This window comes from Humiphilus diazotrophicus (assembly GCF_059726315.1).
Genome location: NZ_AP040870.1, coordinates 3,742,907 through 3,767,044, shown reverse-complemented (window position 1 = coordinate 3,767,044; position 24,138 = coordinate 3,742,907). Strand labels below are relative to the sequence as shown.

The window sequence follows — 24,138 nt, the reverse complement described above, 5'->3', positions numbered from 1 at the left end:
TGAAGTGCAGCTTTTTTTACGAAGGCCGCCAATTTTTGTGTCTCGGTTTACCCCAGTGCGGAGCGCTTTGCTGACGGCAGTAGCTTGCTTCTATCGATAAAAAGACAAGAGCCACGGGCTACCCGTGGCTCTTGTCTTTAAAGTAACTAATACTGTTACAAATAGGGTTTACTCTCCAACAATACGCTCCATCAAAGCGTCGAAGTCCTCCAGACGGCCGTATTCGATAATCACTTTTCCGCGGCCATTCTTGTCTTCGATGTGAACTCGTAGTCCCAGTGAGCGCTGGAGGCGGTCCTGGGCCTCGCGAACATTGGGATCGAGCTGCGGCTGTTCTTCTTGCTTTTTGCCTTTAGCTGCCTTTTCGGGATTGAGAATGCCCTGAACGTAGCTCTCGGTCTGACGGACCGACATGGAGAGAGCTATGACCTTTTGTGAAGCCTTGAGGATCTCTTCTGCGGAGTCCAGTGCCAGGAGTGCACGAGCGTGTCCAAACGAGAGTTCACCGGCTTCCACTTTCTTCTGGACGACCTCAGGCAGGCGCAGAAGGCGAAGGAAGTTGGCAACCGAGGCGCGATCCTTGCCGGTGCGCTTGGCCATCTGCTCCTGAGTCATCTTGAAGTCTCGAGAGAGACGGTCGTAAGCGCGTGCCTGCTCCATGGGGTTAAGGTCGGCGCGTTGTAGATTCTCGACGATGGTCATTTCCATGGCCTGTTCGTCGGAGACATTGCGCAGGATCGCCGGAATTGTGGTTTTCCCAGCACGTTGCGAGGCGAGCCAGCGCCGTTCTCCGGCAATCAGCTGAAAGCGGCCATTGGGGAGTGAGCGGACAAGAATAGGCTGGATGACGCCGGAGGCCTCGATGGAGGCTGCAAGTTCAGCCATTTCGGCTTCGCCAAAGTGTGAGCGTGTCTGATAGGGATTGCGGTCGATCTGATCTAGCGAAATCTCACGCGGTTTTCCTGCTTCGCTATCCGCGGCGGAAGCTGCCGTCTGGGGAGCCGGGACACGTGGCAGTAAGATATCGAGACCTTTGCCGAGAGCACGTCGCTTGGCGGAGTCTTTATTTTGATCGGTCGAAATAGACATGGCGAACAGCTGATCCTTATTTCAGATGAAAAATAGATGTGAGAGCGCTACCGCTTAGGCGTAGGGCCAGAAACGAATCTTGACATCTCCGCGCTGGGAGGCGGCAGCCTTCCGTTCCTGTGCCTTCGGGCTTTCCACTCCATCTCGATTCAGAAGCTCTTGTGCGACTTCAAAGTAGCTTTCAGCGCCACGAGAGCGGGGATCGTAGAGTAGAACGGGCTTTCCATGACTTGGAGCCTCTGCCAGGCGAATATTGCGCGGAATGACGGTCTTAAAGAGAGTCTCGCCGAAATAGGTACGCAGGTTTTCCGTAACCTGTTGCGCAAGGTTGGTGCGGTCGTCGTACATGGTCAGAAGTACACCATGGATCTCCAGATCGGGATTCAGAGCGGCTTTGACTCGTTGCAGAGTACTGACGAGCTCGCTGATGCCCTCGAGGGCAAAGTATTCGGCTTGCATAGGGACAATGAGCTTGTCTGCCGCGACGAGGGCATTCAAGGTTAAGAGATCGAGAGCCGGAGGGCAATCGAGGAGGATATAGTCGTACACCTCCCGATAATCAGTCAAAGCATCCCGGAGACGAAAGGCTCTGCGCTCGGCCGATGCTAACTCGACATTCGCCCCAATCAGATTTTTTGATCCGGGAATGACCTTCAGTGTCTCGATATCTGTCGGCTGGACGACGTCCTTTAAGGTAGCTTCTCCGATGAGGATGTCGTAAATAGAGCTTCGATTTTCGTCCTTAGTGAAGCCCAGTCCTCCGGTGGAGTTCGCCTGGGGATCGCAGTCAACCAGGAGAACCGAGAGACCTTCGAGTGCGAGCGCGGCGGATAAGTTGATAGCGGTCGTGGTTTTACCAACTCCGCCCTTTTGATTCACGACTGCTATGACCCTGCTCATGTCAGCTTCAAGACTAAAGGCGGGAAATCTAGGGGTAAATAGGAAAAAGCCTGTGCAGAACCCCGGTCACCCTGTGGAGAACTTCTTCTGCAGGTAAGTCGGTAGTCACGGAAATTGTTGATTTACTGCTGGTTATGACGGATTTCCCGGGTACCGGAAACGGTGCATTTCGTGGGCCTTAGCGGTGGAAAACTTTGGCAAGAAGAGCAAAAAGTTTGCGGGATCTGTACGGCAAGGAAGCGTTATCTGTGGAACAGGGGTTTGTCTGGGCTTCATGTTCCACGTGGAACATGAAGTTTGCAGATTTGGATATGTAAATTCAATAGCTTAGAAGAAACACTCTATGTTCCACGTGAAACACTCAGCCCAGCTTCTTCCCCAAGAGGATGAGCTCATCTTGGGTCCCTGGAATTGCTATGGGGCTGAACCACTGCAGGCCTGGGGCTAAATCGCGGAAGCGCTGATCGTCCCTCCTGCTTGCCATCATGACCAGCAATCCCTCGGCAAGCAGCTTCGCTGTCGCCATGGGAATCACCTGCTCCATCTTGTCGACTGCCCGGAGAGTAACCACGTGAAATAAAGAACTGAGATCCTCGGTGCGCCCTTGTTCAACTTTGGCCTTCAGTCCTAACGTCCTGACAACCTCTCTCAGGAACACCGCCTTCTTGTTCTGCGACTCTCCGAGAGTCACCTGTATCTCCGGCCTGCAGATAGCGATGGGAACGCCCGGGAAGCCGCCTCCGGAGCCGAAGTCCAGCAGCGTCTCAATTCCAGGGGGAAGGCTTCGGGCACAGACGATGCACTCAAAAAAATGACGCCGCAGGATACCGTCGATGTTGCGGATAGCTGTGAGGTTCAGCTTCGCATTCCATTTCAGCAACAAAGAGAGATAACTATCGAAAGCCTGGCCCTCCTCCGGGGAGAGGCCCGAAAATCCGCCTTGCAAAAGCATCTGGTTCAGGAGATCGAGATTACTCATCTCTTCTCTTTTACACCGATGCCTATCGGAGGCATAAAGGCTTCGGCGGCTTCCCCTTTTAAAAGGAAGCCGCATCTTTCGTCACTGGCCGCTGTATCTATGCCGGAAATGGCTCTAAACCGTTGCGAACCGGGGTCTCCAGCTCGCAGCAGCATTAACGAAGGCAGCAAAGAGTGCCCGGGTGGAGGCGCTGGAGGTATAGGTGCGCTCGGGATGCCATTGAACCCCAAGCACAAAGTGCTCAGACGAAGCCAGCTCAATCGCTTCGATAACTCCGTCCGGAATAGAGCGAGCTGAAACCTGCATCCCCCCGCCCGGAACTGCAACTGCCTGATGATGGCTGGTGTTTACCGATACTTTCCCTGTACCGGAATCGAAATCGGAAGCTTGTTGGAGGAGCTTCCAGAGACGAGATCCATTTGTGACATCAATCTCGTGGCTGTGTGTGGGATTTCCCCCAGATTCGTGCTCCTTTGCGGTCTCCAGATGCTGCACCAGGCTGCCGTTACGCCAAACACTGAGGGCCTGAATGCCGTAACAGATAGCTAAAACCGGCTTATGGAGATTAAAGGCGTCTTGTAGCAGGAGTTCGTCTGCAGCTTGTCGGGCAGGATCAGGAGGTGCACATTCGGGAATTGCCTCTTCTCCGTAGGCTTGGGGATTAATATCTGCCTTGCTTCCCGGGAGGAGGATTCCATTACAGCGACTAAGTAGACGAGCCACGCTAGCCTGCGACTCGTGTAGCGGAATCGGTAAGGCTATGGCTCCAGCAGATTGCAGTGCAGCTAAGTAATGCGGAAAGGTGCGTTGGTTGTAAGCGGTGTCAAAACTCGTAGGCTCGGGTATCGCGATACGGGCAGTCATGGTCTCTATAGAGTTTTCGGATTCAGTGTAGACCGAAACAGCAGATGAAATTCCGTACAAGAGAATGCCATCTGCTGTGATCTCGAAAAGAGTACAGTAAATCCGAAATTGCCGCGCGAAGAACTGCTGAAGATCTAGGAGACCGGTTCGGGCTCCGGGCGCTCATCTGAAGACTGCTTGAACTCGGAATGCTGGTAATAAAGCTTTGTAATCTCGTCACGCAGTCTTTTTGTCAGTTGATCGACCTGCCTGAGTGTGTAAATGCCGCTATCGATAGGCTCCCCTACCGCAAGAGTCAGTGGCTGCGGATAGAAATGCCGGGCATGGATAGGCAGCAACTCATAAACGCCAACCAGAGCCATAGGGACCAGGGGAACCTGCGCACGAATTGCAAGGTAAGCAGCTCCGCCCAGGAAGTCGTTGACATGGCCGGTATGCGTACGTCCTCCCTCAGGAAAAACAAAGAGCGGCATCCCAGACTTGAGCGCGCGCACTCCCGCGCTGAGACTGGCAATCGATGCTCGTGGGTTCTCCATGTCGATAGGGATCTGCCCTGATCTGTTCAGGTGCCAGCCGATAAATGGAATCTGCCAGAGGTCTTTCCTTGCCAGGATTCTGAACTGAAAGGGCAAGGAGCTGAAGATGACCGGTGTATCCATGTAGGAGGTGTGGTTGGCGGCATATACGGCTACGGCGTGCTTCTTCAGATTCTCCGCTCCGAGAACCGTAAGGGGAGACAGACTGGCACGAACCGACACCTTAGCCCATGTCTGGGCAATCCGATGCTGCAGGCGCCCGCTCTTGTCGAAGAGCGAGGCTGCCAGAGACAGGCTGCCGAAGAAGGCGGTTGCAGCAAAAAATGCAGGGGCTTGAATGAGGTTTGTACGCCAGCGACAAAGTCTGGGTAATGGGGACGGTCTTCTCATCGTAACGAAACCTCTTCTTGCAAAACTTGCCGTGCCTCGCCAACAAGATAAACCGATCCGCAAATGATCATGTCACCATTCGCCGGAGTTAGCTCACGAGCCCTTACCAAAGCCGACTTCACATCTTCGGCTACGTAGGTTTTGGCTCCTGTCAGTTTGGCTGCAGCCAGCATCTGCTCCATCTTTGCAGCCCGAGGGGAATTTACCTCTACCAGCACCACCTGCTCGAAGACCGGAAAGAGAATTTGAGCCATCTCCTGGACGGCCTTATCTGCCAAGCAGCCGAAGATCAGCGTGGTCGGATTTTTGATGAATTGGGAAATAGCAGAACGCAATGCCCAGGCACCGGCAGGATTGTGCGCCACATCCATCCAAAGATTAGCGGCTATTTTTTCCATTCTTCCCGGCCAGCGAGTTTGGCGAATACCCGCTTCAATGTTGCCTGTCGTGATATTGTAACTTTTTTTGTTACGTAATTCGACGGCAGCCGCAACGGCCAATGCGATGTTGCGCTGCTGATGCGCTCCCACCAAGGGAGAGTCCACTGTAATTCCTTCACCGAGAACGGTAATCGGGTATGCCGAGCCGTGTTCCGGCGAATGTGCAGGTACATATTCGGCTGCACTTACTGCCTGAACCTCCAATGGAATAGCGACTTCCCCCAATGCCTGATTGGCCTCGGGATGTTGCGGAAGCGTCACCATGATTCCCTGTTTCCGCAGAATGCCGGCCTTTTCTTTGGCAATTTCTCCGATTGTGTTTCCCAGCCACTCGGTATGGTCCAGAGAGATATCGGTAATGACCGAAACGAGTGGTTCGACAATGTTTGTAGCGTCCAGCCGTCCTCCCATGCCAACTTCGAGAACCGCAATTTCGACTTTCTTTTCTGCAAAGTACAGAAAGGCGATGGCCGTCATTGTCTCGAAAAAGCTGGGTGTTGTGGGTAAGGTGCCGGCTGCAACCAGCTCACGTGCCCGTGCTTCAACAACGAAGTACAAGCGTGCGAAATCGTCGTCGGAAATCTCCTCTCCTTGAATGCGAATGCGTTCATTCGTACGAATCAGATGAGGAGAGGTATACAGGCCGGTCCGGTAGCCCGCGGCAATAAGAATGCTAGACAGGGTCGCGCTGGTAGAGCCCTTGCCGTTTGTTCCGGCAATCAAAACTGCGGGAAAGCGCGTCTGCGGATCTCCGAGCCCGGCGACTAAGGCTCGCATATCCTCCAGGCGAAATTTATGCCGGGCAGAGCCAGATTTACTGTGTAACTCGGCACCGAGCCCATAGAGACTCTGTATCGCCGCACTGTAAGACATGTATTTATTTTATGCGTTGCGAAGGCGGTGTGGTGCCCCGGCGGACTCTCGCCCGAATCTGCCTTCATACCAGGGCTATCGAGGAGCCTTGAAGAGAGTCTCTCTTCCGCAGGAGGGCTTGCAAAGATAGGCCAGCACCGGCTCTCCCGGGAGCTCTAGACCCTCTTTCCCCCTGGCGTCTTCCTGATCCGACGTTGGCGTCAGATCCTCGATTGTTTGAAGAATTTACTGGATACTAAACCAGGTTGCCCGGGTTGTAACGGGGGGAGCCAAGGTAGTTACGGTACAGTGGTAACAAATTTCCTATTGTTTTAGGAAAAATCGTCGATAGGGCGATAATCCGGCTCTTCCGAACACATTTTCAAAGACCTAAATAAAGAAAGGCATCCTACTGGGGACGCCTTTCTTCGCTGGATTTGAGATCTACTTTTTCAGGAAATCGAAGGCGCGAGCCAGATAGCCCTTGAGGTCCCGTCTATGCACGACAGCATCGAGCATTCCGTGTTCCACCAAGAATTCCGAGCGCTGAAAGCCCTCAGGCAGCTTTTGACGGATAGTCTGCTCAATGACTCGTGGTCCGGCAAAGCCGATCAGGGCTCCGGGCTCCGCAATATTCAAGTCTCCCAGCATTGCGAAGCTTGCGGTTACGCCTCCCGTAGTCGGGTCGGTGAGAACCGAGATGAAGGGAACCCCCTCCTGGTCCAAAAGAGCCAAACTTGAAGAAATCTTTGCCAGTTGCATCAAACTGGCGACACCTTCCATCATGCGCGCACCGCCGGATGCCGCTACGATGACCAAAGGATTCCGGGTTTCGCGGGAGCGGTCGATAGCTCTTGTAATGGTTTCTCCGACCACGCAACCCATACTTCCCCCGATGAAGGAATACTCCATCACGCTGAGGACGACGCGATGCTTCCCGATCGAGCCTACGGCATTGATGATGGCATCATTCAGTCCGGTTTCACGCTGCGCCTTCTCAAGCCGCTCTTTGTAGGGCTTAATGTCAACGAACGAAAGGGGGTCGGTCGATTTGAGGTCCCCATCGACGAACTCGTAGCCCGGATCCAGAAGTTGTTCTATCCTCTGGCGGGCGCCGATGCGGAAATGGCGATCGCACTTCGGACAGACGTTCATGTTCGACTCTAGATCGGCTTTCCAGATGATCTGTCGGCACTTTTCGCACTTGATCCAAAGACCTTCGGTCTTGACTCGCTTTTCCGCGTTGCTTTCAATTTCGCTCTCTACCCGTTTGAACCAGGTCATTCTGAAAAACCTTTCTTCTGGCTAGGAACAGCGACTGGCCGTTCGCTCACTCAAAGGCACTCGTAATTCTCTACCGTCGATCTGAGCATAAATTGCCGGATTCTTCCTCTTCCGGCGTATCCCTATGAAAGCAAAGATCGATAGCTCGAAACCGGGGGATACAGCTCCTGGCTGAGAATCATACCGAATGTCCGGTGTGATACGGATGCCCAGCGAGAATTGTAAATGCCCGGTAGATCTGTTCCGCTAAAACCACTCGAGCGAGCTCATGAGGGAGCGTCATGGAACCAAGGGAAAGCAGGAGTGCTGCCTTCTTCCTCGCTTCTTCCGACCACCCGTCAGGAGGTCCAATCGCAAAGATCAGATGCTGTAATCCTTCGTCTCGGCGAGTCGCAATCCACTGTGCAAAGCTTTCGGAAGAGAGTTGCTTCCCCCTGCTGTCGAGGAGTATCGAAAATGGCGTAGTTCGACCGCGAAGTTTTTCGAGCATCGTAAAAAATTGCTCCACGCTCCGGAAAAACTCCAATTCGAGATTTGCGTAAGGAGTTGATCTCTCAACATAGAGATTCGCCAGGGACTGGAATTCATCCCCGCGGGACCGATTAGCGATAGAGCACAAACTGATCTTCATAAATCTGCAGCTTATCTATTTTCCCATCTATGACCTGGCGGAATTTCAGCTTTTACCCAGGCATGTCAAACAAATCTCAAATCATGAGCATCCGGTTCAATACCATTGCAGCAAAAGCAGCCAAGATCGGCTGTATCTTCTTCGTTTGGCATAGAGTGCCTTCCTCTTCCATACGGCATAAAAATCTATAGCCCTATAGCAATGCACATCCTTTATAGCCAAGTATCGAAATGTGATGAAAAGCAGCGGAAAAGTGGGAAATGCGAAGAGGCACGTAGATTTTTGGGACAGTCGTTGGTGCGGATGGCAGATTGACACATTCTGTAGCTGTATAGGTGCTTTAATACCGAACAGAGCAATTGCAAAGGCCCATCAAAAAAAATGAGACCAAAATATCTTTTAGGAGCGCTGCTTCTCGCCGCGTCCCTTTTTACGGGAGCGAATGCACCCGTATTTATTCCCTCTGCCTATTCTCAAACCAGTAAGGGTATGCTGTCCGGAACAGTTCGAGATGAATCCGGTGCATTGATTGCGTATACCCGTATCGCCCTAACCAACGAACAGACATCGGAGACCCGTAAGACAACTACCAATGGGAGTGGTGAATATCGCATCGATGCGATTGCGCCAGGAGTCTACTCCATTCGAGTGGAAGCAAAGGATTTTCAGACGCTCAATGTCAAAAAACTGAAAATAGCTCCCTCCGTCGTAACGTCATACGATCCTGTCTTACATGTGGGTGCTGCTTCCAGCACGATTGAAGTAAAGGCAAATAGTAATGGCATCAATACGGAGAACAGCCAGCTTGCCGGTGTCGTAGATCTTTCCGAGCTGCGCGATGTGCCTATCTACTCACTAAATCCTGTTGAATTGACCACCACCATTCCAGGCGTGCAGATCGTCGATACAAAGCTGCCTAACTATGCGTTTGCCGATGGCGTAAACATTCAGGTAAACGGAGCACGGGCACGAGCTAACACTTTCATGATGGACGGCGCCAATATCAACGACGTGACGCAGAGCGGTCAGGCGTTTCCTATTCAAATACCTGAGATCTTTTCGTCTGTTACTGCGCTGACCAATGCTTATTCTGCGGAATACGGTGGAGCTGGTGGTGCTGTGGTCAACCTGATCACAAGGAGTGGAACGAATAAATTCCACGGATCTGTCTGGGAGCTCTATAGCGGTTCCGGTCTGAATGCCCTGAATGGACAGATACGCCAATCGTCCAGCGGCCAGAAGGCGCGATATAACCAGCACCAGTTTGGATTTAGCGTGGGTGGTCCGATTATCAAGGACAAGCTCTTTGCTTTTGGCTCAGCGCAATGGAGCCGCTACTACGGCAAAGTGCAGCCCGGCATGGTTTCCTTGCCAACTAAGCAAGGCTTTGCGACGCTTCAATCGATAACGACAGCTAATTCTCAACTGCTCCAGCAGATACTTGGCAATGGTTCCTATCTCAGCAGCTATCAGCCAAATACAAAGGCAGGTTCTCCTGGTGTCGGCACCGTAAATCCAGCGGACTGTCCGGCAGCTACTCCGAATTGTTCTGTCGAGTTCGGATACTTCTATCGCCAGGCTCCCAATCTAAAAAGCCCGGATACACAGTGGCTCTATCGCGTGGACTATCTTGCCAGTACTGCAGATACGTTTTCGTTCCGCTACTTTCATGATCGCCAGCTGGTTACGCCGGACCTGGGCAGTAATCCCTATCAGTTGCCGGGATTCGACACTAACGAAGGTGGCCCCGGTGAAATTGGATCGGGAACCTGGACGCATATTTTCAGGAACAATCTACTCAATGAGTTTCGGGCTACCGAGACTCGTGTCTCTTTCTTTTGGGATCTGACTCCCGAGGCTAAGGCAAATCCCCTTACGAAAATTCCTGGGATCACAATCTCTGGAATTGCCGGTTTGGCTCCTCTCGGCAGCCTTTCACGGTTTCCTCAAGGCAGAACGGACGATCTCTACCAGCTGCAAGACACACTCAGTTGGACGAAAGGGCGTCACAATCTGAGGACTGGCTTCGACATCAGCCGACAGATTGAGATTGAGCTTATTCCCTTCAATCGCTATGGCACGCTGGCCTTTGCCGGACCATCCACCGGTAACAATTCAGCCTTTGCCAATTTCATCGACAACTATCTTGGTCCCTCTGGAACAGCCGCCAGGGTATTCGGGAATCAACGTTTCGATCCCCATGCGACTCGCCACGCCTATTTTGTTCAGGATGACTTCAAGGTCACGGCCGATCTGGCTGTAAGCGTAGGACTACGCTATGAGTATCAGCGCAGTCCGGAGAACTCTCTTCGCTATCCATCGATCGACCCTAATAATCCCTTCGGAATTCTGAGCCTTAAGAGCGACGGTACAGTAGTCGGCAATGTCTTTAAGGTTAAGGAAGACAGGAACAACTTCGGCCCTCGTGTCGGTATCGCTTATAACCCGCATGAGGGCCACAGATTTTTAGCGGATGGAAAAACTGTATATCACGCCGGCTACGGAGTCTTCTACGATTTCTTATTCTCCGCAATCGTTGGAAACGCAGCGGCTACTGCTCCCAATGTGACCTCCGGGTTACTTACAGCCACACAGGGTCGAGGGCTTGCAAATGCAACCGGACTGATATCGCAGATTAGTCCACAGCTCAAGCTCAATTCTTCTGTAACTTCGGTGGTCAATAACTTGGTAAATCCCATGACTCAGCAATGGAACCTCGGAATCGAGCGTTCCTTGCCCGGCGATATCAAGTGGACTCTGAATTATGTAGGGACGCGAGGCGAGAAGCTTTACCTGAATCAAACGTACAACTACAACATTGCGCCATCAGGGAATCGTATCAATCCAAGTTACGGACAGATCGTCGCACGCGGCAACTTTGGCGATTCCATCTATCACGGATTGCAAACACAAGTACTTCATAACTTCGCACATGGAGTCACTGTGAATGCGACCTATACCTACAGCAAGAACCTGGATACCGGCTCTGAGGTTTATGTCACCTTCAGCCAGCCCAGCCTGTTTGCTGCCAATCCTGCTCCTGGGGGACAGTCCGGAGAGTGGGGGCCCTCATCCTACGATCATCGCCACTACGCCTCATTTTTGTATGTATGGGCCATTCCCGGACTTCACGCCCAAGATAAATGGGTGGATGGTCTGCTATCGGGTGTTACTCGACACTGGACAATTTCCGGGATTACTCAATTTCAATCGGGGCCATATAGCAGCTGGAATTTCAATGGCATCGATAGTAACGGCGACGGTATTACGAACAATGACCGGCCTATCGAACGCAACCGCAATGCCCCTTATACCGCGGTTGGAATCGACGGAGCGCTTGTAGGCGGCAAAGGTGGAACCTACTACGATTTCTATAGCTGCAAGGTTACAAAGGCTTGTAGCGTAGTGGACCCGGCAAAACAGCGCTTCCTCATTCCTTCCGGACAACAAGGGAACGTAAGCCGGAATTCCTTCAAGAATCCGGGAGTCCAATACTGGAACCTCTCGCTGCAAAAAAGTGTACCTCTACATGGAAAACACCTGGAGGGGGGTGCTCTGCAGTTTCGTTGTGAGGCTCAGGACGTAGGCAATCACAACAACGTAGGTGCCCTCGATATAAACCTTCAGCATCTTGTAAGCACGGCTTTTATGAATAAAAGTTCTGCCAGAGAAACGGATGGTCGCCAGATCCGGTTTTGGGCAAAATTCAATTTCTAAAGTCGCCCAGTCTAGGACAGAAAAAGGGGACGGATGCTTTTGGCATTCGTCCCCTTTGAGTTTGAGCTGTAATACTGCTGCTATTTTTTGCGGCTGGATTTTGCCGCCGCTTTCTTTGCTGCGGTTTTCTTCTTGGCGGTTTTTACCGCTGTAGGTTTTGCCGCCGCTTTGACCGCCTTCTTGGCCGGGGCTGCTGCCTTTTTTGCTGCAACCTTCTTTGCGGGAGCCTTCTTGGCTGCTGGTGGTGCTGCTTTCTTCTTAGCGGAGGCTTTTTGCCGTACTGCCTTCGTCTTTTCGGTAAGAGCGGCCTTCAGGCTAGCGATGTCGACCGCCTTTGCAGATTTTCTCAAGCGTTCAATGTCATAGTAGGCGCGACGTTCTGCGAGGAAGATGTGGACTACGAAATCGACGTAATCCATCAAGACCCATTCCCCTTGTCTTCTGCCTTCTACGGAGTTGGGATAGGTTCCGAATTCGCGCTTCAGACGAAGCTCAATTTCATCTGCAATAGCTTGTGTCTGCCGTTCATTCGTACCGCTGGTGATCACAAAAAAATCAGTGAACCCGGAATCCATAGGATCCAGTTCCAAAATTCTTGTGTCTTCTGCTTTTTTGTCTTCACAAGCTGCGGTTGCAGCTAAGACCATGCGGTGAGTTTCTTTTGAGGCCATTCGTCTGGGCACTGCTCCTTATGGTTGACGCACCATCGTAGCGTGGACTCGAGGTGCAAAGCTATAGGGTTTTACATTCCGGCTTGATCAGAGCAAATAACAGTGTGTTTGAGTTGCCTTAAAAACGCAATCCGGTACTTACCGGAAACGGGATACTGCGTCAAAATCACTCTTTCCTCTTCCTTGAAGGGGGCCCACAGGCATTAAGAAGAAATGCTGTTTACCTATAGAGCCTCTTCGCCCTGATGTACTCCAGAACCGGCTTAGGGACTACTATTTGCTCCTCGTTGCCTTCCCGAAGGGCTGTGCGAACTTCCGTTGCCGAAATATCTTCGTGAAGGTCCGGCAGGAGGTAAAGATGCGATTGTGCTCCGGAATCGTTAGCCAGAAGCAATGTGTGCATGCAGGATTCCTTCTGAGACTCGGAAATCTCTATCTCCGCTGGGAGCGCTGCGGCCAGATCGGAAAGCGAAAACCCGGGGCGGGCAGCTATTACGAATTCCGCTGTAAAGAGGAGCTCCTCAGCTTGCTGCCATTTCCGAAAAGAGTGGAGAGAATCGGCTCCCATCAAGAAAAAGAGCTTGGTTGCGGGTTCAAGTTTCTCGCGGAGTTTCTTTAGCGTGTCAACGGTGTAGTTTGGCTGGTCATCTTGCCGGGGCGCGTCGATGTCGCAAGCCTCCATTTTCTCTTCCCCGGCTACAGCCAACGCGACCATCTGCAGGCGATCCTGAAAGCTGGCGTTGTGAAAGGGGGCCTTCAGGGGCTGTTTGCCTACTGGCGCCATTAGAATCTTGTCCAGATTGAGAGCAGCCTGGGCAGCTCTTGCTATCTTGATATGGCCGCAATGCGGGGGATCAAAGCTTCCACCAAATAAGGCAACCCTCATACGTCGCTATGCTATGGCCTTTCCCTGAATCGAGGCTGAGTTCAGCTCTCATCTTCGGCGTTCTCCAAAGAGAACACCCTTCTGATGCTACAGGCAGACGGTAACAAGAGTGAAATCATGGGAAATCGCAGTACCGGTACCAACATCCTTGTCCAGGACTGTTCAGGTAAAGAGGAATCGATCAACTGGCAGCAGGCGGGGGCGCAGGATATTCAACAGCCAGTTAGTCCCCAGAGGCGTATAGAGCGCTCTTGGTCCCAGTTCTTTTGAGAGAGGTAAATCGGATGGACGGACGAAATCTATGTTTCGAAACAGAGAACATGAAACAACCATCTTGCATCCGCGAGCGAAGTGTTGGGGGCAGGGCAAAAGGCTACAACTCTCTGCCCTAGCACAAACGCCACAACGGATTTACTTAGAAGTCGTCATCGAGCTCCTTATTCTTGTTCTTTGCCTTCTCCTTCAGGGTTTCCAGGAGATCGTTCATGATGAAGCGAATCTGCTCCTCTTTGCGTGAGCTTACATCCACGAATTCAATGCCGATCCGTGTCTTCGAGTGAATCGCCCTGGCTACTCCCATTACCAAAATCGGGGTCCCATTCAGATGAAAGTAGACCTCCAATTTGTCCAAGACGCGCAAACAAACAGGTCTTTCTGCTTCAATACAGCAGCCAATCAAACTCAAATTCAGGATTTTGCCCTGAACCTGTACCGTATGAGCGGATTCAAAGTCCAATATGCGCAGCTGTGCATTTCCCAAGCATTCCAAACGTGGACTGCGTCTGCGATCTCCCGGTCCTTTCCAGGTATCTTTGCTGACTGCTTGTTTGGTTTCTGTCATTGTTTCCTCGTTCAGCAAACAAATCTAAATAGCCTCATCGGGCTATATCGGTGAATATTCAGAAAACTTTAATGGTTTTATTTCAGATTTTTGTAACACCGTTTAAGGGGGAGAACAATCGAGAGATTTAAGCTGGATATGAATGTTGCACAGATCGTACATCGGACTCGGCGCGAATCTACCCTCCACCGTCGGGTCGCCAGAAGACACCCTTCGAGCGGCTATCCAACGACTAAGTGAGCTTGGGAGAGTTCAAAAGAAATCCGCGTACTATCGTACGCGTCCAATCTCGGATGTGGAACAACCTTCTTTTACGAATGCCGTTGTCGAACTGGAGACGACATTAGAGCCTGAGATACTCCTTGCATCCTTACTCCAAATCGAGCTTGATTTTGGCCGTGATCGTCAGATTGTTCCTCTGAAGGGGCCACGGACTCTTGACCTCGATCTTCTCCTGGTAGACCACCTTCAAATGTCGACATCCACATTGATACTTCCCCATCCGGAGTTGGCAAAGCGACGATTCGTCCTTGCTCCAATGGCGGAGATTGCTCCAGATTTACAGCATCCTGTCCTTGGCTGTTCGGTAACGGAATTACTAAAAAGGCTCCCTCTCGAAGGCGAGAATGGGGTGGAGGCGGTGGAACGGCTTTAGGTGCGGTTGTAAGCACGATGCCCTTCCCTATGGACTCTGAAACTCATGTGAACTCTACAAAATGAGGACAGGCTCTAGAATCACAATCAGTGTCACTCAAATTTCAAATCCATAACGTTACCGAACAGGGCGGACGTCGTGCCACGATGACCCTGCCTCACCAGGTGGTGGAGACTCCGGTTTTTATGCCGGTTGGAACCGCAGGCTCAGTGAAGGCGATGCCCCAGCATATGATCGAGGAGCTGGATGCCAGAATCATCCTCGGCAATACCTACCACCTGTATCTACGGCCGGGCCACGAACTGATTCGTCGGCTTGGTGGCCTGCACAAGTTCATAAGCTGGCCTCGCGCCATGCTGACCGACTCTGGCGGTTTTCAGGTCTTCAGTTTGAATGAGTTGCGCAAGGTCACAGAGGAAGGGGTTCGCTTCCGTTCTCATCTGGACGGCTCCTCTCATTTCTTTTCTCCTGAGCATTCGATGGATGTCCAGATTGCCCTTGGTGCGGACATCATGATGGTCTTTGACGAATGCACGGAATATCCTGCGGACGAACGCCGGACGAGGCAGTCTCTGGACCTTACCCTGCGTTGGGCCGAACGTTCCAAGCAGCATTTCGAAGCCAATAAACAAAAGGTTCCCTGGTATGAGGAGCTGGGCGGGCAGACGCAAAATCTCTTCGGAATTGTCCAAGGCGGAATGTACCCGGAGATGCGCCGGGAATCGGCTGAGCGTCTGGTCGAAATGGATCTTCCCGGTTATGCGATTGGCGGCCTGAGTGTGGGGGAGCCGAGGGAGCTGACACGCGAAATCATCGCGGAAACGCTGCCCTACCTCCCCAAGGACAAGCCTCGTTATGTCATGGGGGTGGGGTATCCGGATGAAATCGCGGATTACGCCAGAATGGGTATCGACATGATGGATTGTGTCCTTCCCACCCGTGCTGCGCGGCATGGATTGCTCTTCACTTCCCAAGGGCGAATCAATATCAAAAACCGCAGCTATGCCGAGGATCAGGGTCCTCTCGATCCCGAATGCGGTTGCATGGTCTGCGGCCGCTACTCTCGTGCCTACCTGCGGCATCTGATGACTGCACAGGAACCTCTATCCGCCGTTTTGAATACGTGGCACAATCTGGCGTTTTATCTGGAAACGATGAGCAAAGTCCGGAAGGAAATTGCTGAAAGTAAAGGAAGTAAAGCGTAATAACAGGCGTCGGTTCAAGAAGCTGACGCCTCTTCCAATTACCGTTCAACCAGCAAAATTATCCGAATAGACTGCAATTTTCGCGGATTGCCCCAAAACCGGTACGCCAAATCCTTGACACTAGGCCCTCGGCGCGTATTCTATTGCGATAGGTACCCGTTCGGATTTTGTAGCCAGTGGAGCCTGTTAGGAACATGCTTGGCGGCAAACTTCCGTTCGATTACTTGTCGCAAGGAAGCAGCAGGCAGTTGGGCGGATATCGCCCTCCTTCCGAGCCCTGATGGCCTATAGTCGTCTCTTGGTCTTTTTCTAGGATGTAAGGCAGAGAGCTCATGGAGAGTGGCTCCTCGCCAAAGACTGGTTATAAGGAATGAATCCAGTCTCATCTGTGGGAGCCAGGAGCAATGCTTAAGGTAGGGCCTTCCGCGGGAGAAAACTTGAATTCTGAAAGGATTCTCGCCTGAATGTCAGGCTGGGTCCGTAATTAAGGATGCGTGTGTTAAACACCTTTGCTTTTTTTGCCGCTGCCGTGCCCCCCGGGGGGGCATTTATGTCCTTCCTCCCTTTCGTTTTGATTATTGTTGTCTTTTATTTCCTGCTGATCCGGCCGAATCAAAAGCGCCAGAAGCAGTGGCAGGAGATGCTGAACAATCTGAAACCGGGAGATAGAGTTACAACAACAGGCGGTATTCGCGGAACCATCCTCTCGCTCAAAGACGATGCAATCCAACTTCGGATTCCACCGGACAACCTGAAGATTGAGGTTGTCAAGACAGCTATCGCCTCCGTTACCACGCAAGAGGAAACGAAGTAACTATGCCAAGACCGGCGGAGACGTCTTTAAGTTATCTCTGTCGGCAGGCCAACCAAGACTGAATCCCATGCGTAAGAATCTTCGCGGCAAAATTGCTCTTATCGTTGCGGTACTCCTTGTCTTTATCTTCGGCATCTTTGGTATTCCCAAAGGGGTAAATAGTGCCGCTTGGAAAGACGCTCTCGCTAACCACATCCATCTCGGTCTCGACCTGAAAGGTGGAGCCCACCTCATTTTGCAGGTGCAGGTGAAGGATGCGGTCAATGCTGAAACAGATAGCATGACCCGGCGAGTTGAACAGGATCTCCAGCAGAACAACCTCACCTTCAGCTCCGTTATCAAGCCGGAACCGACGGTTCATCCCGAGGTAATCAAAATTCTGGGAACAGCTGCGGATCGTGCGAACGACATCCGCTCCACCCTGAATACCAAGTACGGCAACCAATATGACGTTTCCGGCGCAGCCGACAATTCCTGGACTCTGACTCTGAAACCGACCCAGGTTACAGAGATCGAGCGCCGGACTCTGGCTCAGGCGATCGATACGATCCGCGAGAGAGTCGATAAGCTCGGTGTAAGCGAGCCTGTGATTCAGGAATACAATCTGGGCGCTAACCAGATCCTGGTCGAGCTTCCTGGCGTTGACGATCTTGATCGCGTAAAGAGCATCATTCAATCGACTGCCCGTCTCGAGATTCACCATGTGCTCGGCGGACCTTTTGCCGATGAGGCTGCGGCTCTGCAGTCTGTGGGCGGGGTTGTTCCACCGGATCAAGTACTGGTCCGTGGATCTGGCGAAGTCACAACCGATACCTCTGTCGATCAGTACTGGCTACTTGATCGGGTCCCTGAGGTTGGCGGTCTGGACTTCCGCTCTGCTGATCCATCGCAGGATGAGAATGGCAGACCGGACGTAACCTTTATTCTGACCAGTGAAGCAGGCAAGCGCTTCTATCAGTTCACCAGTGCAAACGTTGGACAACGGTTAGCGATTGTTCTCGACAACCACGTTAAAGAGGTTGCCAACATTCAGCAGGCAATTCGTGATCAGGGCCGAATCTCCGGTGGATTTACGAAACAACAGGCAGCTGATCTTTCGCTCATGCTTCGTACCGGAGCCTTGCCGGCAAGCATTCTTTACTTGGAAGAACGTACAGTTGGGCCTTCCCTCGGTGCTGACTCCATCCGCCAAGGTGTGACGGCTGCCGTAGCCGGCATGTTGGCTGTCATGGCCTTCATGCTGATCTACTACCGTGGAGCCGGTATCAATGCCGATCTGGCACTGATCCTGAACCTAGTCATTCTGCTTGGTTTCATGGGCTTCAGCGAGCAGGTCTTGACGTTGCCCGGAATAGCCGGTGTGATTCTCACGGTCGGTATGGGTGTCGACTCGAACGTTCTGATCTTCGAACGTATCCGAGAGGAGTTGCGCAATGGCAAGTCGCCATCTGCAGCAGTCGATCAGGGTTTTGCTCACGCCTGGGTCACGATTGTGGATACACACGTAACCACCATTGTTTCGGCAGCAATTCTCTTCCTCTTCGGAACTGGACCGGTGCGTGGCTTTGCTGTCACCTTGACCTTCGGTCTACTGGCGAACTTGTTCACGGCGGTTTTCGTCTCGCGCGTCATTTTCGACTCGCACCTGAACAAGCACCAGCACGGGGAGCCCTTGTCGATTTAAAACGTTGCGCAGCAAAAAGATGCTGCGCAATGGTTCTTTTGAGTTTAGGAACTGATGTACAGGTAACCGGACAGGTTACGTACAGAAAAGAAATTTGAGCGGACCTTGGCAATGGAATCCAGGTCTGCAAGGAAATAGGCTAACGACCGTGGAACTGTTTCGTAACCCAAACGTGGATTGGCTCGGGAAAAAATGGTATTTCCTGGGTTTCTCGCTTATTTTCAGCATTGCCGGCATCTTTTCGATGCTCTTCTGGCACCATATCAAGCCTGGGATTGATTTCAGCGGCGGCACCTTGGTCTATTTGAAATTCGACCAAGCTCCAGATCTCGATAGGCTTCGTAAGTCGGTTGACAGTATCGGAATTCACGATGCACGCATCCAAGGTTATGGTCAGCCTTCTGCCAACGAGGTAATCGTTGCTCTACCGCTGAAGGAGACCAGCGAGTCGGCACTTGATGCCGGTCGCACAACCATCATCCGGGCTCTGGAAACTAATTATTCGAAAATTCAAGCGGAGGGTAAGGTCGATCTGGACAATGTCGGCCGGAGCACTCTAGCAAGTCTCCTGCAGCAGAAAGATCCGCTGCATATAGGGTCCTCGGCAGATTCCGACCAGAAGTATCGGCAAGCGGCGACAGCCATTCTCGATTATCGCGATAAGACCAAAAGCGGTTTGATCGGGTCTCTCAACGAATTGAGCTCCATCGCAGATCCTGTAATTGTGAATGAACTCCGGCAGGATACCTATCTGTCAGGCTTCAATGTCCGCAATGTGGAAGCTGTTGGAGCACAGGTGGGAGCTCAGCTTCGTCAGAAGGCATTGTTTGCGACGATTTACTCTCTTGCTGGCATGCTGGTATATCTCTGGTTCCGTTTCGAATTTATCTATGGAGCAGCCGCAGTCGTTGCCGTCTTCCACGACACGTTGATCACGCTTGGCGCTTTCAGCTTGATGAATATGGAGATCTCACTGACGGTTATCGCTGCGATTCTCACTCTGATCGGATATTCGATGAACGATACGATCGTCGTCTTTGATCGAATCCGTGAGAATCTGCGCCTCTCCCGCAGGGAAGGTTTGGCCGACGTTGTCAATCGCAGTATTAATCAGACGCTGAGCAGAACCATTTTGACCTCGGGCCTGACATTCCTGACCGTAGTATCGATCTACCTTTTTGGTGGCGAAGTGCTACGGGGTATGTCCTTTGCGCTTGTAGTGGGAATCCTGATTGGAACCTACTCGTCTATCGCGGTGGCTTCTCCAATGTTGGTTGCCTATCAAGATTGGCGTGCCAGTCGCGGCAAGTCAACGGTTTTACCTGCGGCGAAGCGCTAGAACAGAAACGGATTTTGGATGGTTTTTGACGTGAAAATTGCTACTCAAAAGCATAGATTTTGGTGCAAGAAAATCGTTAAAGCTGTTCAATTGGAAGTTTGTGCTGTAGATTCAAAAAAAATGCAGTTTTTAAATGGAAATCCGGGACCCTATTTCTCTCCCGTGGTGTCTATAGGTATTAACGTTAGCTCGTCCGAGGTAGGCCATGTTTGAAGATAGCCTGTTGGAGTCAGGCGGCAAGCTCAAGACGAAGAGTAGATGGTGGGCGATCGCAGCCTTTATTTTTAATGGCTCCGTGCTGTTCATCATGATTCTCATTCCCTTGATCTATCCTGAGGCACTGCCCAAGCAGGCGATGGCGACCCTGCTTGTCGCACCGCCGCCCCCACCACCACCCCCACCGCCGCCCCCGCCGTCGGCGCCCGTGAAAGCGATAAAGGCCGTGTCTGAAATGCTGAACAATCAGCTGACGGCCCCAACCAAGATTCCTAAGCAGATCAAGATGGTCCATGAAGAAGCTGCTCCCGCACCATCAGCCGGCTTTGGTGTTGCCGGTGGTATCGGTGAAGGAGGCGGATCTGGTGGCGGAGGAGTCCTGGGTGGAGTTTTTGGTGGAATGGGTACTGCTCCTGCACCGCCTGCAGTGAAGCAAGCACCTCCGAAGAAGATTGCAATTTCTTCTGGTGTTGCGGCCGGTAACCTGATCAACAAGACCATGCCGGTGTATCCGGCCATTGCCAAGGCAGCTCGTATTCAGGGAACTGTCGTTCTGGCTGCTACGATCTCCAAAACCGGAACCATTGAAGGTCTGCACGTAATCAGTGGTCCCCAGATGTTGCAACAAGCTGCGCTCGACGCAGTTAAGTCCTGGCGTTATAAACCCTATCTGCTGAATGGCGAACCGGTTGAGGTTGAGACGCAGGTGAATGTGATCTTTAACCTCGGTGGTTGAGAGGGACAATTTCCTGGGCACTTCTACGAACCTTCGTAATGGTGCCTTCGTCTAAGCCTTACGGTAAACGATTTGAAGAAGTATCTCCTTAGGAGGAAAGATTCAAGTGATTCTCGCTCATCTCACAAACCTCGCCGTCCATCCGGCAACCCTTGGCCTCTTTTTCCAAGAGCAAACAGTAGGATTCAGCCCCATGGATCTGTGGCACAACATGGGTAACCTCGCCCGCGGCGTGGTTATTATCCTTTTCATTATGTCGATCTGGTCATTGGCTGTGATCATTGATCGCGCTCTGTACTTCTCGGCTGCTCGTAAGCAGTCTCGTGAGTTTGCTCCTCGCGTTGCCGGAGCTCTGCGCGAAGGCAAGCTGGATGAGGCTGTCAAGGTTGCAGATCGCAACAAGAAGTCTCACCTCGCCGAGGTTGTTACTGCCGGTCTGCAGGAGTTCCGCAACTATGCCAGCGGTGGCGCAATAACCGAAGATCAGATCGAGAGCTCCAAGCGCGCCCTCGAGCGTTCCGAAGCCATTGTTCATGCCAAGCTGAAGCGTGGTCTGAGTGGTTTGGCCACCATCGGTTCTACCGCACCGTTTATCGGACTGTTCGGAACCGTCGTCGGTATTTTGAACGCATTCCAACAGATTGCGACACAGAAGACTTCCGGTATCGGAGCAGTCGCCGGTGGTATTTCGGAAGCTCTTGTTACCACTGCTTTCGGTCTGATGGTTGCTATCCCGGCTGTTATGACCTTCAACTACTTCACTAGCAAGGTGGAGTCGTTCGACGTCGAAATGGACAACTCTTCAAGCGAACTGATCGACTATTTCCTCAAGCAGGGTGGCCGTCGCTAAGCGACACCGCATTGCCTGAGACAGCGGGAATCCTGAATCGATAGGATGTGTGGTTTTGAGGGCCACACATCCTGTCTGACTCACGAAACGGGCTACCGCCAGGACAGTCGCAGATCCTCAAAGAGCTCGTATTACGGAGCCAAGCATGTCAATTGTCAGAAGAGACGAAGGAAAAAAGGTCAATTCCAATATCAATGTCACACCTATGGTGGACGTCATGTTGGTGCTGTTGATCATCTTCATGGTCATCACTCCCATGCTCCAAAATAAGGTTGCCGTCGATTTGGCCAAGACCGACAATCCAACCGCGATGCCGGATGCCGATAAAGAAGATTCAGTCGTAGTTGCAATTACGCGCGACGGATCTACCTATGTCGGACAGAATCGCGTTCCGATGGCTGATCTCGGATCGAAGGTTTCGAGCATGCTCGAGAACAAGACTTCGAAGCAGATCTTTGTGCGCGCCGATGCCCGTGCGCACTACGGTGCTGTTTCCGATGCCATCGACAACGTGCGCACCGCAGGTGTGGATCAGGTTGGTCTGCTAACAGAAAAACGTCAGGTCCCGGGCCAGCAGAGCGGCCAATAACTCCACTCGTGTAGCGGACAGGGAAACGAGGAAACAACTATGGCAATGGGAAGTGGTAGCGGACCGGGTGGACTATCGTCCGACATCAACGTCACCCCACTGATCGACGTTCTGCTGGTGCTCTTGATCATCTTCATGGTCATCACACCGGTTACGCCTAAGGGGTTGGACGCTTTGGTGCCCCAGCCGCCAAAGAATCCGCAGAATGATAGCAATAACGACCGCACGATCGTTGTGCAGGTTTTGGAAGGAGCCGGCGGCAGGCCGACTTATAAGATTAATCAAGATGGCGTAGGCAACAGGGGCGATTTGCAAACTCGCTTGACTGCTATCTACGCAAGTCGCGCCGAACGCATTATGTTCGTTAAAGGCGACGACAATCTCAATTTCTCGGATATTGCCGATGTAATTGATATTGGCCATCAGGCGGGCGTAGACCACGTTGGATTGATGACCAAGAAAGTCGAAGCCGGACAGTAAGGTAGTCACGTTGTTTCTGCGGCGGAATTATGCCGCCGCAGGTGCGGAGCGATTGTTTAGGGATTGCCAGAAGGCAGAAACCAATTACAATCACAGCGCGGAGTGCTTGTGGCTCTTCTCGCCCGCAAGCTTGGAAGGTGCCTACAAAACCCGGCATCTTAAGGAGATGAGAAGCAGAATGAATCGAAGCGCACGTTTTCCGGTGCTGGCAGCAGTAGCCCTTTCGTTGCTGGCTTTTACAACCGGGTGCAATCGCCTTAAGGCGCGCGATCAGCTGAACAAGGGGGTTCAGTCCTATAAGAGCGCCAAGTATGAAGAGGCGATTGGCCATTTCCAGCAAGCAGTACAACTGGATCCAACCCTTCCAATGGCTAAGCTCTATCTGGCAACGGCCTACGCTCAGCAAGTTGTTCCTGACCTGACCACGCCGGATAATATCAAGCTTGCTCAACAGGCCATTGATAACTACAAGGAAGTCCTTCAAAAGGATCCTAAAGACACCAACAGCTTGAAAGGTGTCGCCTCTCTCTACTTCAGCATCCAGCGATTTGACGATGCGAAGGAGTGGCAGAAGAAAGTTATGGAAGTCGATCCCAAGGATGCGGAAGCAGCCTACACGATCGGCGTTATCGACTGGAGCGTTGCTCACAAGAACGTCCTGAAAGAGCTTGGGCCTGCCGGAATGCAAGATGACGGCGCTGGCAATGCAAAGATGCCCAAGAATATATGCTCCAAACTGCAGCAGGAAAACGGTCCTCTTGTTGAAGAAGGTCTGAAGTTCCTCAACCAGGCCGTCGAGGTCAAGCCGAACTACGACGATGCCATGGCCTACCTCAACCTGATCTATCGCCGTAAGGCCGATCTGGAATGCGGAAATGATGCTGCTCGCAAGGCAGACATTCAGCAAGCTGACGATTGGCGCAATAAGGCCATGGGTACCCGGAAACAGAATGAAGAGAAGAAGAGCCAGCAGCCTGGCGGTATCGTAATGGATTCTAGCGGGCAAATGAAGTAGCAAGCTCCGTGCTTCCCAATCTCCATCTTCTGAAGGGCCTTTGCTATGCAAAGGCCCTGAGTTTTTGGGGAAAGGCAGCTGATAAAGCGGGCAGCGATGGACCGGTCGGCTAAACTCCAGCCAGCTGAAAAGCGGTCAGCTTAAACATCGCCCTCGCGTTTAGCGGTGAGGTTATGAAGTTGCGACACTATTCGTGAGTTATGTCTTGAATGCCTTTGTATTCCGTAGCTGTACTTTGACTGGGTGTTCTCTGCTCTCACCTCCCAGATATACGGAACAGAGTTCGAGTTAATCCCAGCCAAGAACGATTCCTGGATGCACAGGACGATGAATGGAACACGAACCAGCAGTACACGGAGCGTTCTTTGCGTGCTTCCCTATAAAAAGCAGATGGAAAATCCCGCAGCCCAAATATTCCAAATGTCAGTAGCTAATCCGTGTCCCGCATTTGGTTGGTAAGTGTCCGCTTCTCGCC

Annotated in this window: 23 protein-coding genes; 12 read left to right on the top strand and 11 right to left on the bottom strand. The window is 52.0% G+C overall.

The annotated features are described in order from the left end of the window. Positions 1–168 precede the first annotated feature (168 nt). From AC6I7T_RS16175 to AC6I7T_RS16140, 8 genes are all read right to left on the bottom strand, one after another. Positions 169–1,089, bottom strand: a complete 921-nt coding sequence (locus AC6I7T_RS16175) for a ParB/RepB/Spo0J family partition protein (protein ID WP_497794537.1) — start codon at positions 1,087–1,089, stop codon at positions 169–171. A gap of 54 nt (positions 1,090–1,143) precedes the next feature. After that, complete coding sequence (locus AC6I7T_RS16170) at positions 1,144–1,989, bottom strand: ParA family protein (RefSeq protein ID WP_497794536.1); 846 nt, start codon at positions 1,987–1,989, stop codon at positions 1,144–1,146. 361 nt (positions 1,990–2,350) lie between these two features. After that, positions 2,351–2,968 (bottom strand): 16S rRNA (guanine(527)-N(7))-methyltransferase RsmG, encoded by a 618-nt coding sequence (gene rsmG, locus AC6I7T_RS16165; protein WP_497794535.1) that lies wholly within the window; start codon positions 2,966–2,968, stop codon positions 2,351–2,353. 114 nt (positions 2,969–3,082) lie between these two features. Beyond that, entirely contained in the window at positions 3,083–3,832 is a 750-nt protein-coding gene (locus tag AC6I7T_RS16160; RefSeq protein ID WP_497794534.1) for a gamma-glutamyl-gamma-aminobutyrate hydrolase family protein, read from the bottom strand. A 134-nt stretch (positions 3,833–3,966) separates the two neighbouring features. After that, the gene (locus AC6I7T_RS16155) at positions 3,967–4,758 is read right to left on the bottom strand and encodes a lysophospholipid acyltransferase family protein (protein WP_497794533.1); all 792 of its coding nucleotides are present in this window, start codon (positions 4,756–4,758) and stop codon (positions 3,967–3,969) included. Beyond that, positions 4,755–6,071 (bottom strand): bifunctional folylpolyglutamate synthase/dihydrofolate synthase, encoded by a 1,317-nt coding sequence (locus tag AC6I7T_RS16150; RefSeq protein WP_497794532.1) that lies wholly within the window; start codon positions 6,069–6,071, stop codon positions 4,755–4,757. The genes AC6I7T_RS16155 and AC6I7T_RS16150 overlap by 4 nt, the downstream gene beginning before the upstream one ends. 423 nt (positions 6,072–6,494) lie before the next feature. Further along, entirely contained in the window at positions 6,495–7,334 is an 840-nt protein-coding gene (accD, locus tag AC6I7T_RS16145; protein ID WP_497794531.1) for an acetyl-CoA carboxylase, carboxyltransferase subunit beta, read from the bottom strand. A 178-nt stretch (positions 7,335–7,512) separates the two neighbouring features. Beyond that, a complete protein-coding gene (locus tag AC6I7T_RS16140; protein ID WP_497794530.1) occupies positions 7,513–7,965 on the bottom strand; it encodes a 23S rRNA (pseudouridine(1915)-N(3))-methyltransferase RlmH in 453 nt (150 codons plus the stop codon). Between the two features lie 381 nt (positions 7,966–8,346). Here AC6I7T_RS16140 and AC6I7T_RS16135 point away from each other — a divergent pair, with 381 nt between their 5' ends. After that, complete coding sequence (locus AC6I7T_RS16135) at positions 8,347–11,682, top strand: outer membrane beta-barrel protein (RefSeq protein ID WP_497794529.1); 3,336 nt, start codon at positions 8,347–8,349, stop codon at positions 11,680–11,682. 80 nt (positions 11,683–11,762) lie between these two features. Here AC6I7T_RS16135 and rsfS read toward each other — a convergent pair whose 3' ends face one another. Together rsfS and nadD are read right to left on the bottom strand one after the other, a co-directional pair. After that, positions 11,763–12,353 (bottom strand): ribosome silencing factor, encoded by a 591-nt coding sequence (gene rsfS, locus AC6I7T_RS16130; protein WP_497794528.1) that lies wholly within the window; start codon positions 12,351–12,353, stop codon positions 11,763–11,765. A 220-nt stretch (positions 12,354–12,573) separates the two neighbouring features. Next, complete coding sequence (gene nadD, locus AC6I7T_RS16125) at positions 12,574–13,239, bottom strand: nicotinate (nicotinamide) nucleotide adenylyltransferase (RefSeq protein WP_497794527.1); 666 nt, start codon at positions 13,237–13,239, stop codon at positions 12,574–12,576. An 84-nt stretch (positions 13,240–13,323) separates the two neighbouring features. Here nadD and AC6I7T_RS16120 point away from each other — a divergent pair, with 84 nt between their 5' ends. After that, positions 13,324–13,509, top strand: coding sequence for a hypothetical protein (locus AC6I7T_RS16120; RefSeq protein WP_497794526.1), 186 nt, complete (start codon positions 13,324–13,326; stop codon positions 13,507–13,509). Positions 13,510–13,654: 145 nt separating this feature from the next. On the opposite strand, the gene AC6I7T_RS16115 is transcribed toward AC6I7T_RS16120, so the two are convergent. Then, a complete protein-coding gene (locus tag AC6I7T_RS16115) occupies positions 13,655–14,080 on the bottom strand; it encodes a PilZ domain-containing protein (RefSeq protein ID WP_497794525.1) in 426 nt (141 codons plus the stop codon). 142 nt (positions 14,081–14,222) lie between these two features. Here AC6I7T_RS16115 and folK point away from each other — a divergent pair, with 142 nt between their 5' ends. The 10 genes from folK to AC6I7T_RS16065 all read left to right on the top strand — a co-directional run bounded on the left by folK (position 14,223) and on the right by AC6I7T_RS16065 (position 23,663). Then, positions 14,223–14,735, top strand: a complete 513-nt coding sequence (folK, locus tag AC6I7T_RS16110) for a 2-amino-4-hydroxy-6-hydroxymethyldihydropteridine diphosphokinase (RefSeq protein WP_497794524.1) — start codon at positions 14,223–14,225, stop codon at positions 14,733–14,735. An 89-nt stretch (positions 14,736–14,824) separates the two neighbouring features. Next, positions 14,825–15,940, top strand: a complete 1,116-nt coding sequence (tgt, locus tag AC6I7T_RS16105; protein WP_497794523.1) for a tRNA guanosine(34) transglycosylase Tgt — start codon at positions 14,825–14,827, stop codon at positions 15,938–15,940. Between the two features lie 550 nt (positions 15,941–16,490). After that, on the top strand, positions 16,491–16,754 hold the full coding sequence (gene yajC / locus AC6I7T_RS16100; protein ID WP_497794522.1) for a preprotein translocase subunit YajC: 264 nt from the start codon (positions 16,491–16,493) through the stop codon (positions 16,752–16,754). A 67-nt stretch (positions 16,755–16,821) separates the two neighbouring features. Beyond that, positions 16,822–18,438 carry a protein translocase subunit SecD gene (secD, locus tag AC6I7T_RS16095; protein WP_497794521.1) on the top strand — a complete coding sequence of 539 codons (1,617 nt, stop codon included), beginning with the start codon at positions 16,822–16,824 and terminating at the stop codon, positions 18,436–18,438. 148 nt (positions 18,439–18,586) lie between these two features. Next, positions 18,587–19,777: a protein translocase subunit SecF gene (secF, locus tag AC6I7T_RS16090; RefSeq protein ID WP_497794520.1), complete on the top strand. Its 1,191-nt coding sequence runs from the start codon at positions 18,587–18,589 to the stop codon at positions 19,775–19,777. Between the two features lie 205 nt (positions 19,778–19,982). Continuing rightward, complete coding sequence (locus AC6I7T_RS16085) at positions 19,983–20,729, top strand: energy transducer TonB (RefSeq protein ID WP_497794519.1); 747 nt, start codon at positions 19,983–19,985, stop codon at positions 20,727–20,729. Between the two features lie 106 nt (positions 20,730–20,835). After that, entirely contained in the window at positions 20,836–21,579 is a 744-nt protein-coding gene (locus AC6I7T_RS16080; protein WP_497794518.1) for a MotA/TolQ/ExbB proton channel family protein, read from the top strand. Between the two features lie 145 nt (positions 21,580–21,724). After that, complete coding sequence (locus AC6I7T_RS16075; protein ID WP_497794517.1) at positions 21,725–22,168, top strand: ExbD/TolR family protein; 444 nt, start codon at positions 21,725–21,727, stop codon at positions 22,166–22,168. A gap of 39 nt (positions 22,169–22,207) precedes the next feature. Continuing rightward, positions 22,208–22,648 carry an ExbD/TolR family protein gene (locus AC6I7T_RS16070; RefSeq protein ID WP_497794516.1) on the top strand — a complete coding sequence of 147 codons (441 nt, stop codon included), beginning with the start codon at positions 22,208–22,210 and terminating at the stop codon, positions 22,646–22,648. A gap of 178 nt (positions 22,649–22,826) precedes the next feature. Further along, the gene (locus AC6I7T_RS16065; protein WP_497794515.1) at positions 22,827–23,663 is read left to right on the top strand and encodes a tetratricopeptide repeat protein; all 837 of its coding nucleotides are present in this window, start codon (positions 22,827–22,829) and stop codon (positions 23,661–23,663) included. The last annotated feature ends 475 nt before the right edge of the window (positions 23,664–24,138 follow it).

What these genes read in the sequence shown, in the direction of transcription:
- AC6I7T_RS16175 (WP_497794537.1), bottom strand. Translation starts at nt 1,089, where the DNA reads ATGTCTATTTCGACCGATCAAAATAAAGACTCCGCCAAGCGACGTGCT.
- AC6I7T_RS16170 (WP_497794536.1), bottom strand. Translation starts at nt 1,989, where the DNA reads ATGAGCAGGGTCATAGCAGTCGTGAATCAAAAGGGCGGAGTTGGTAAA.
- rsmG (WP_497794535.1), bottom strand. Translation starts at nt 2,968, where the DNA reads ATGAGTAATCTCGATCTCCTGAACCAGATGCTTTTGCAAGGCGGATTT.
- AC6I7T_RS16160 (WP_497794534.1), bottom strand. Translation starts at nt 3,832, where the DNA reads ATGACTGCCCGTATCGCGATACCCGAGCCTACGAGTTTTGACACCGCT.
- AC6I7T_RS16155 (WP_497794533.1), bottom strand. Translation starts at nt 4,758, where the DNA reads ATGAGAAGACCGTCCCCATTACCCAGACTTTGTCGCTGGCGTACAAAC.
- AC6I7T_RS16150 (WP_497794532.1), bottom strand. Translation starts at nt 6,071, where the DNA reads ATGTCTTACAGTGCGGCGATACAGAGTCTCTATGGGCTCGGTGCCGAG.
- accD (WP_497794531.1), bottom strand. Translation starts at nt 7,334, where the DNA reads ATGACCTGGTTCAAACGGGTAGAGAGCGAAATTGAAAGCAACGCGGAA.
- AC6I7T_RS16140 (WP_497794530.1), bottom strand. Translation starts at nt 7,965, where the DNA reads ATGAAGATCAGTTTGTGCTCTATCGCTAATCGGTCCCGCGGGGATGAA.
- AC6I7T_RS16135 (WP_497794529.1), top strand. Translation starts at nt 8,347, where the DNA reads ATGAGACCAAAATATCTTTTAGGAGCGCTGCTTCTCGCCGCGTCCCTT.
- rsfS (WP_497794528.1), bottom strand. Translation starts at nt 12,353, where the DNA reads ATGGCCTCAAAAGAAACTCACCGCATGGTCTTAGCTGCAACCGCAGCT.
- nadD (WP_497794527.1), bottom strand. Translation starts at nt 13,239, where the DNA reads ATGAGGGTTGCCTTATTTGGTGGAAGCTTTGATCCCCCGCATTGCGGC.
- AC6I7T_RS16120 (WP_497794526.1), top strand. Translation starts at nt 13,324, where the DNA reads ATGCTACAGGCAGACGGTAACAAGAGTGAAATCATGGGAAATCGCAGT.
- AC6I7T_RS16115 (WP_497794525.1), bottom strand. Translation starts at nt 14,080, where the DNA reads ATGACAGAAACCAAACAAGCAGTCAGCAAAGATACCTGGAAAGGACCG.
- folK (WP_497794524.1), top strand. Translation starts at nt 14,223, where the DNA reads ATGTTGCACAGATCGTACATCGGACTCGGCGCGAATCTACCCTCCACC.
- yajC (WP_497794522.1), top strand. Translation starts at nt 16,491, where the DNA reads ATGTCCTTCCTCCCTTTCGTTTTGATTATTGTTGTCTTTTATTTCCTG.
- secD (WP_497794521.1), top strand. Translation starts at nt 16,822, where the DNA reads ATGCGTAAGAATCTTCGCGGCAAAATTGCTCTTATCGTTGCGGTACTC.
- AC6I7T_RS16085 (WP_497794519.1), top strand. Translation starts at nt 19,983, where the DNA reads ATGTTTGAAGATAGCCTGTTGGAGTCAGGCGGCAAGCTCAAGACGAAG.
- AC6I7T_RS16075 (WP_497794517.1), top strand. Translation starts at nt 21,725, where the DNA reads ATGTCAATTGTCAGAAGAGACGAAGGAAAAAAGGTCAATTCCAATATC.
- AC6I7T_RS16070 (WP_497794516.1), top strand. Translation starts at nt 22,208, where the DNA reads ATGGCAATGGGAAGTGGTAGCGGACCGGGTGGACTATCGTCCGACATC.
- AC6I7T_RS16065 (WP_497794515.1), top strand. Translation starts at nt 22,827, where the DNA reads ATGAATCGAAGCGCACGTTTTCCGGTGCTGGCAGCAGTAGCCCTTTCG.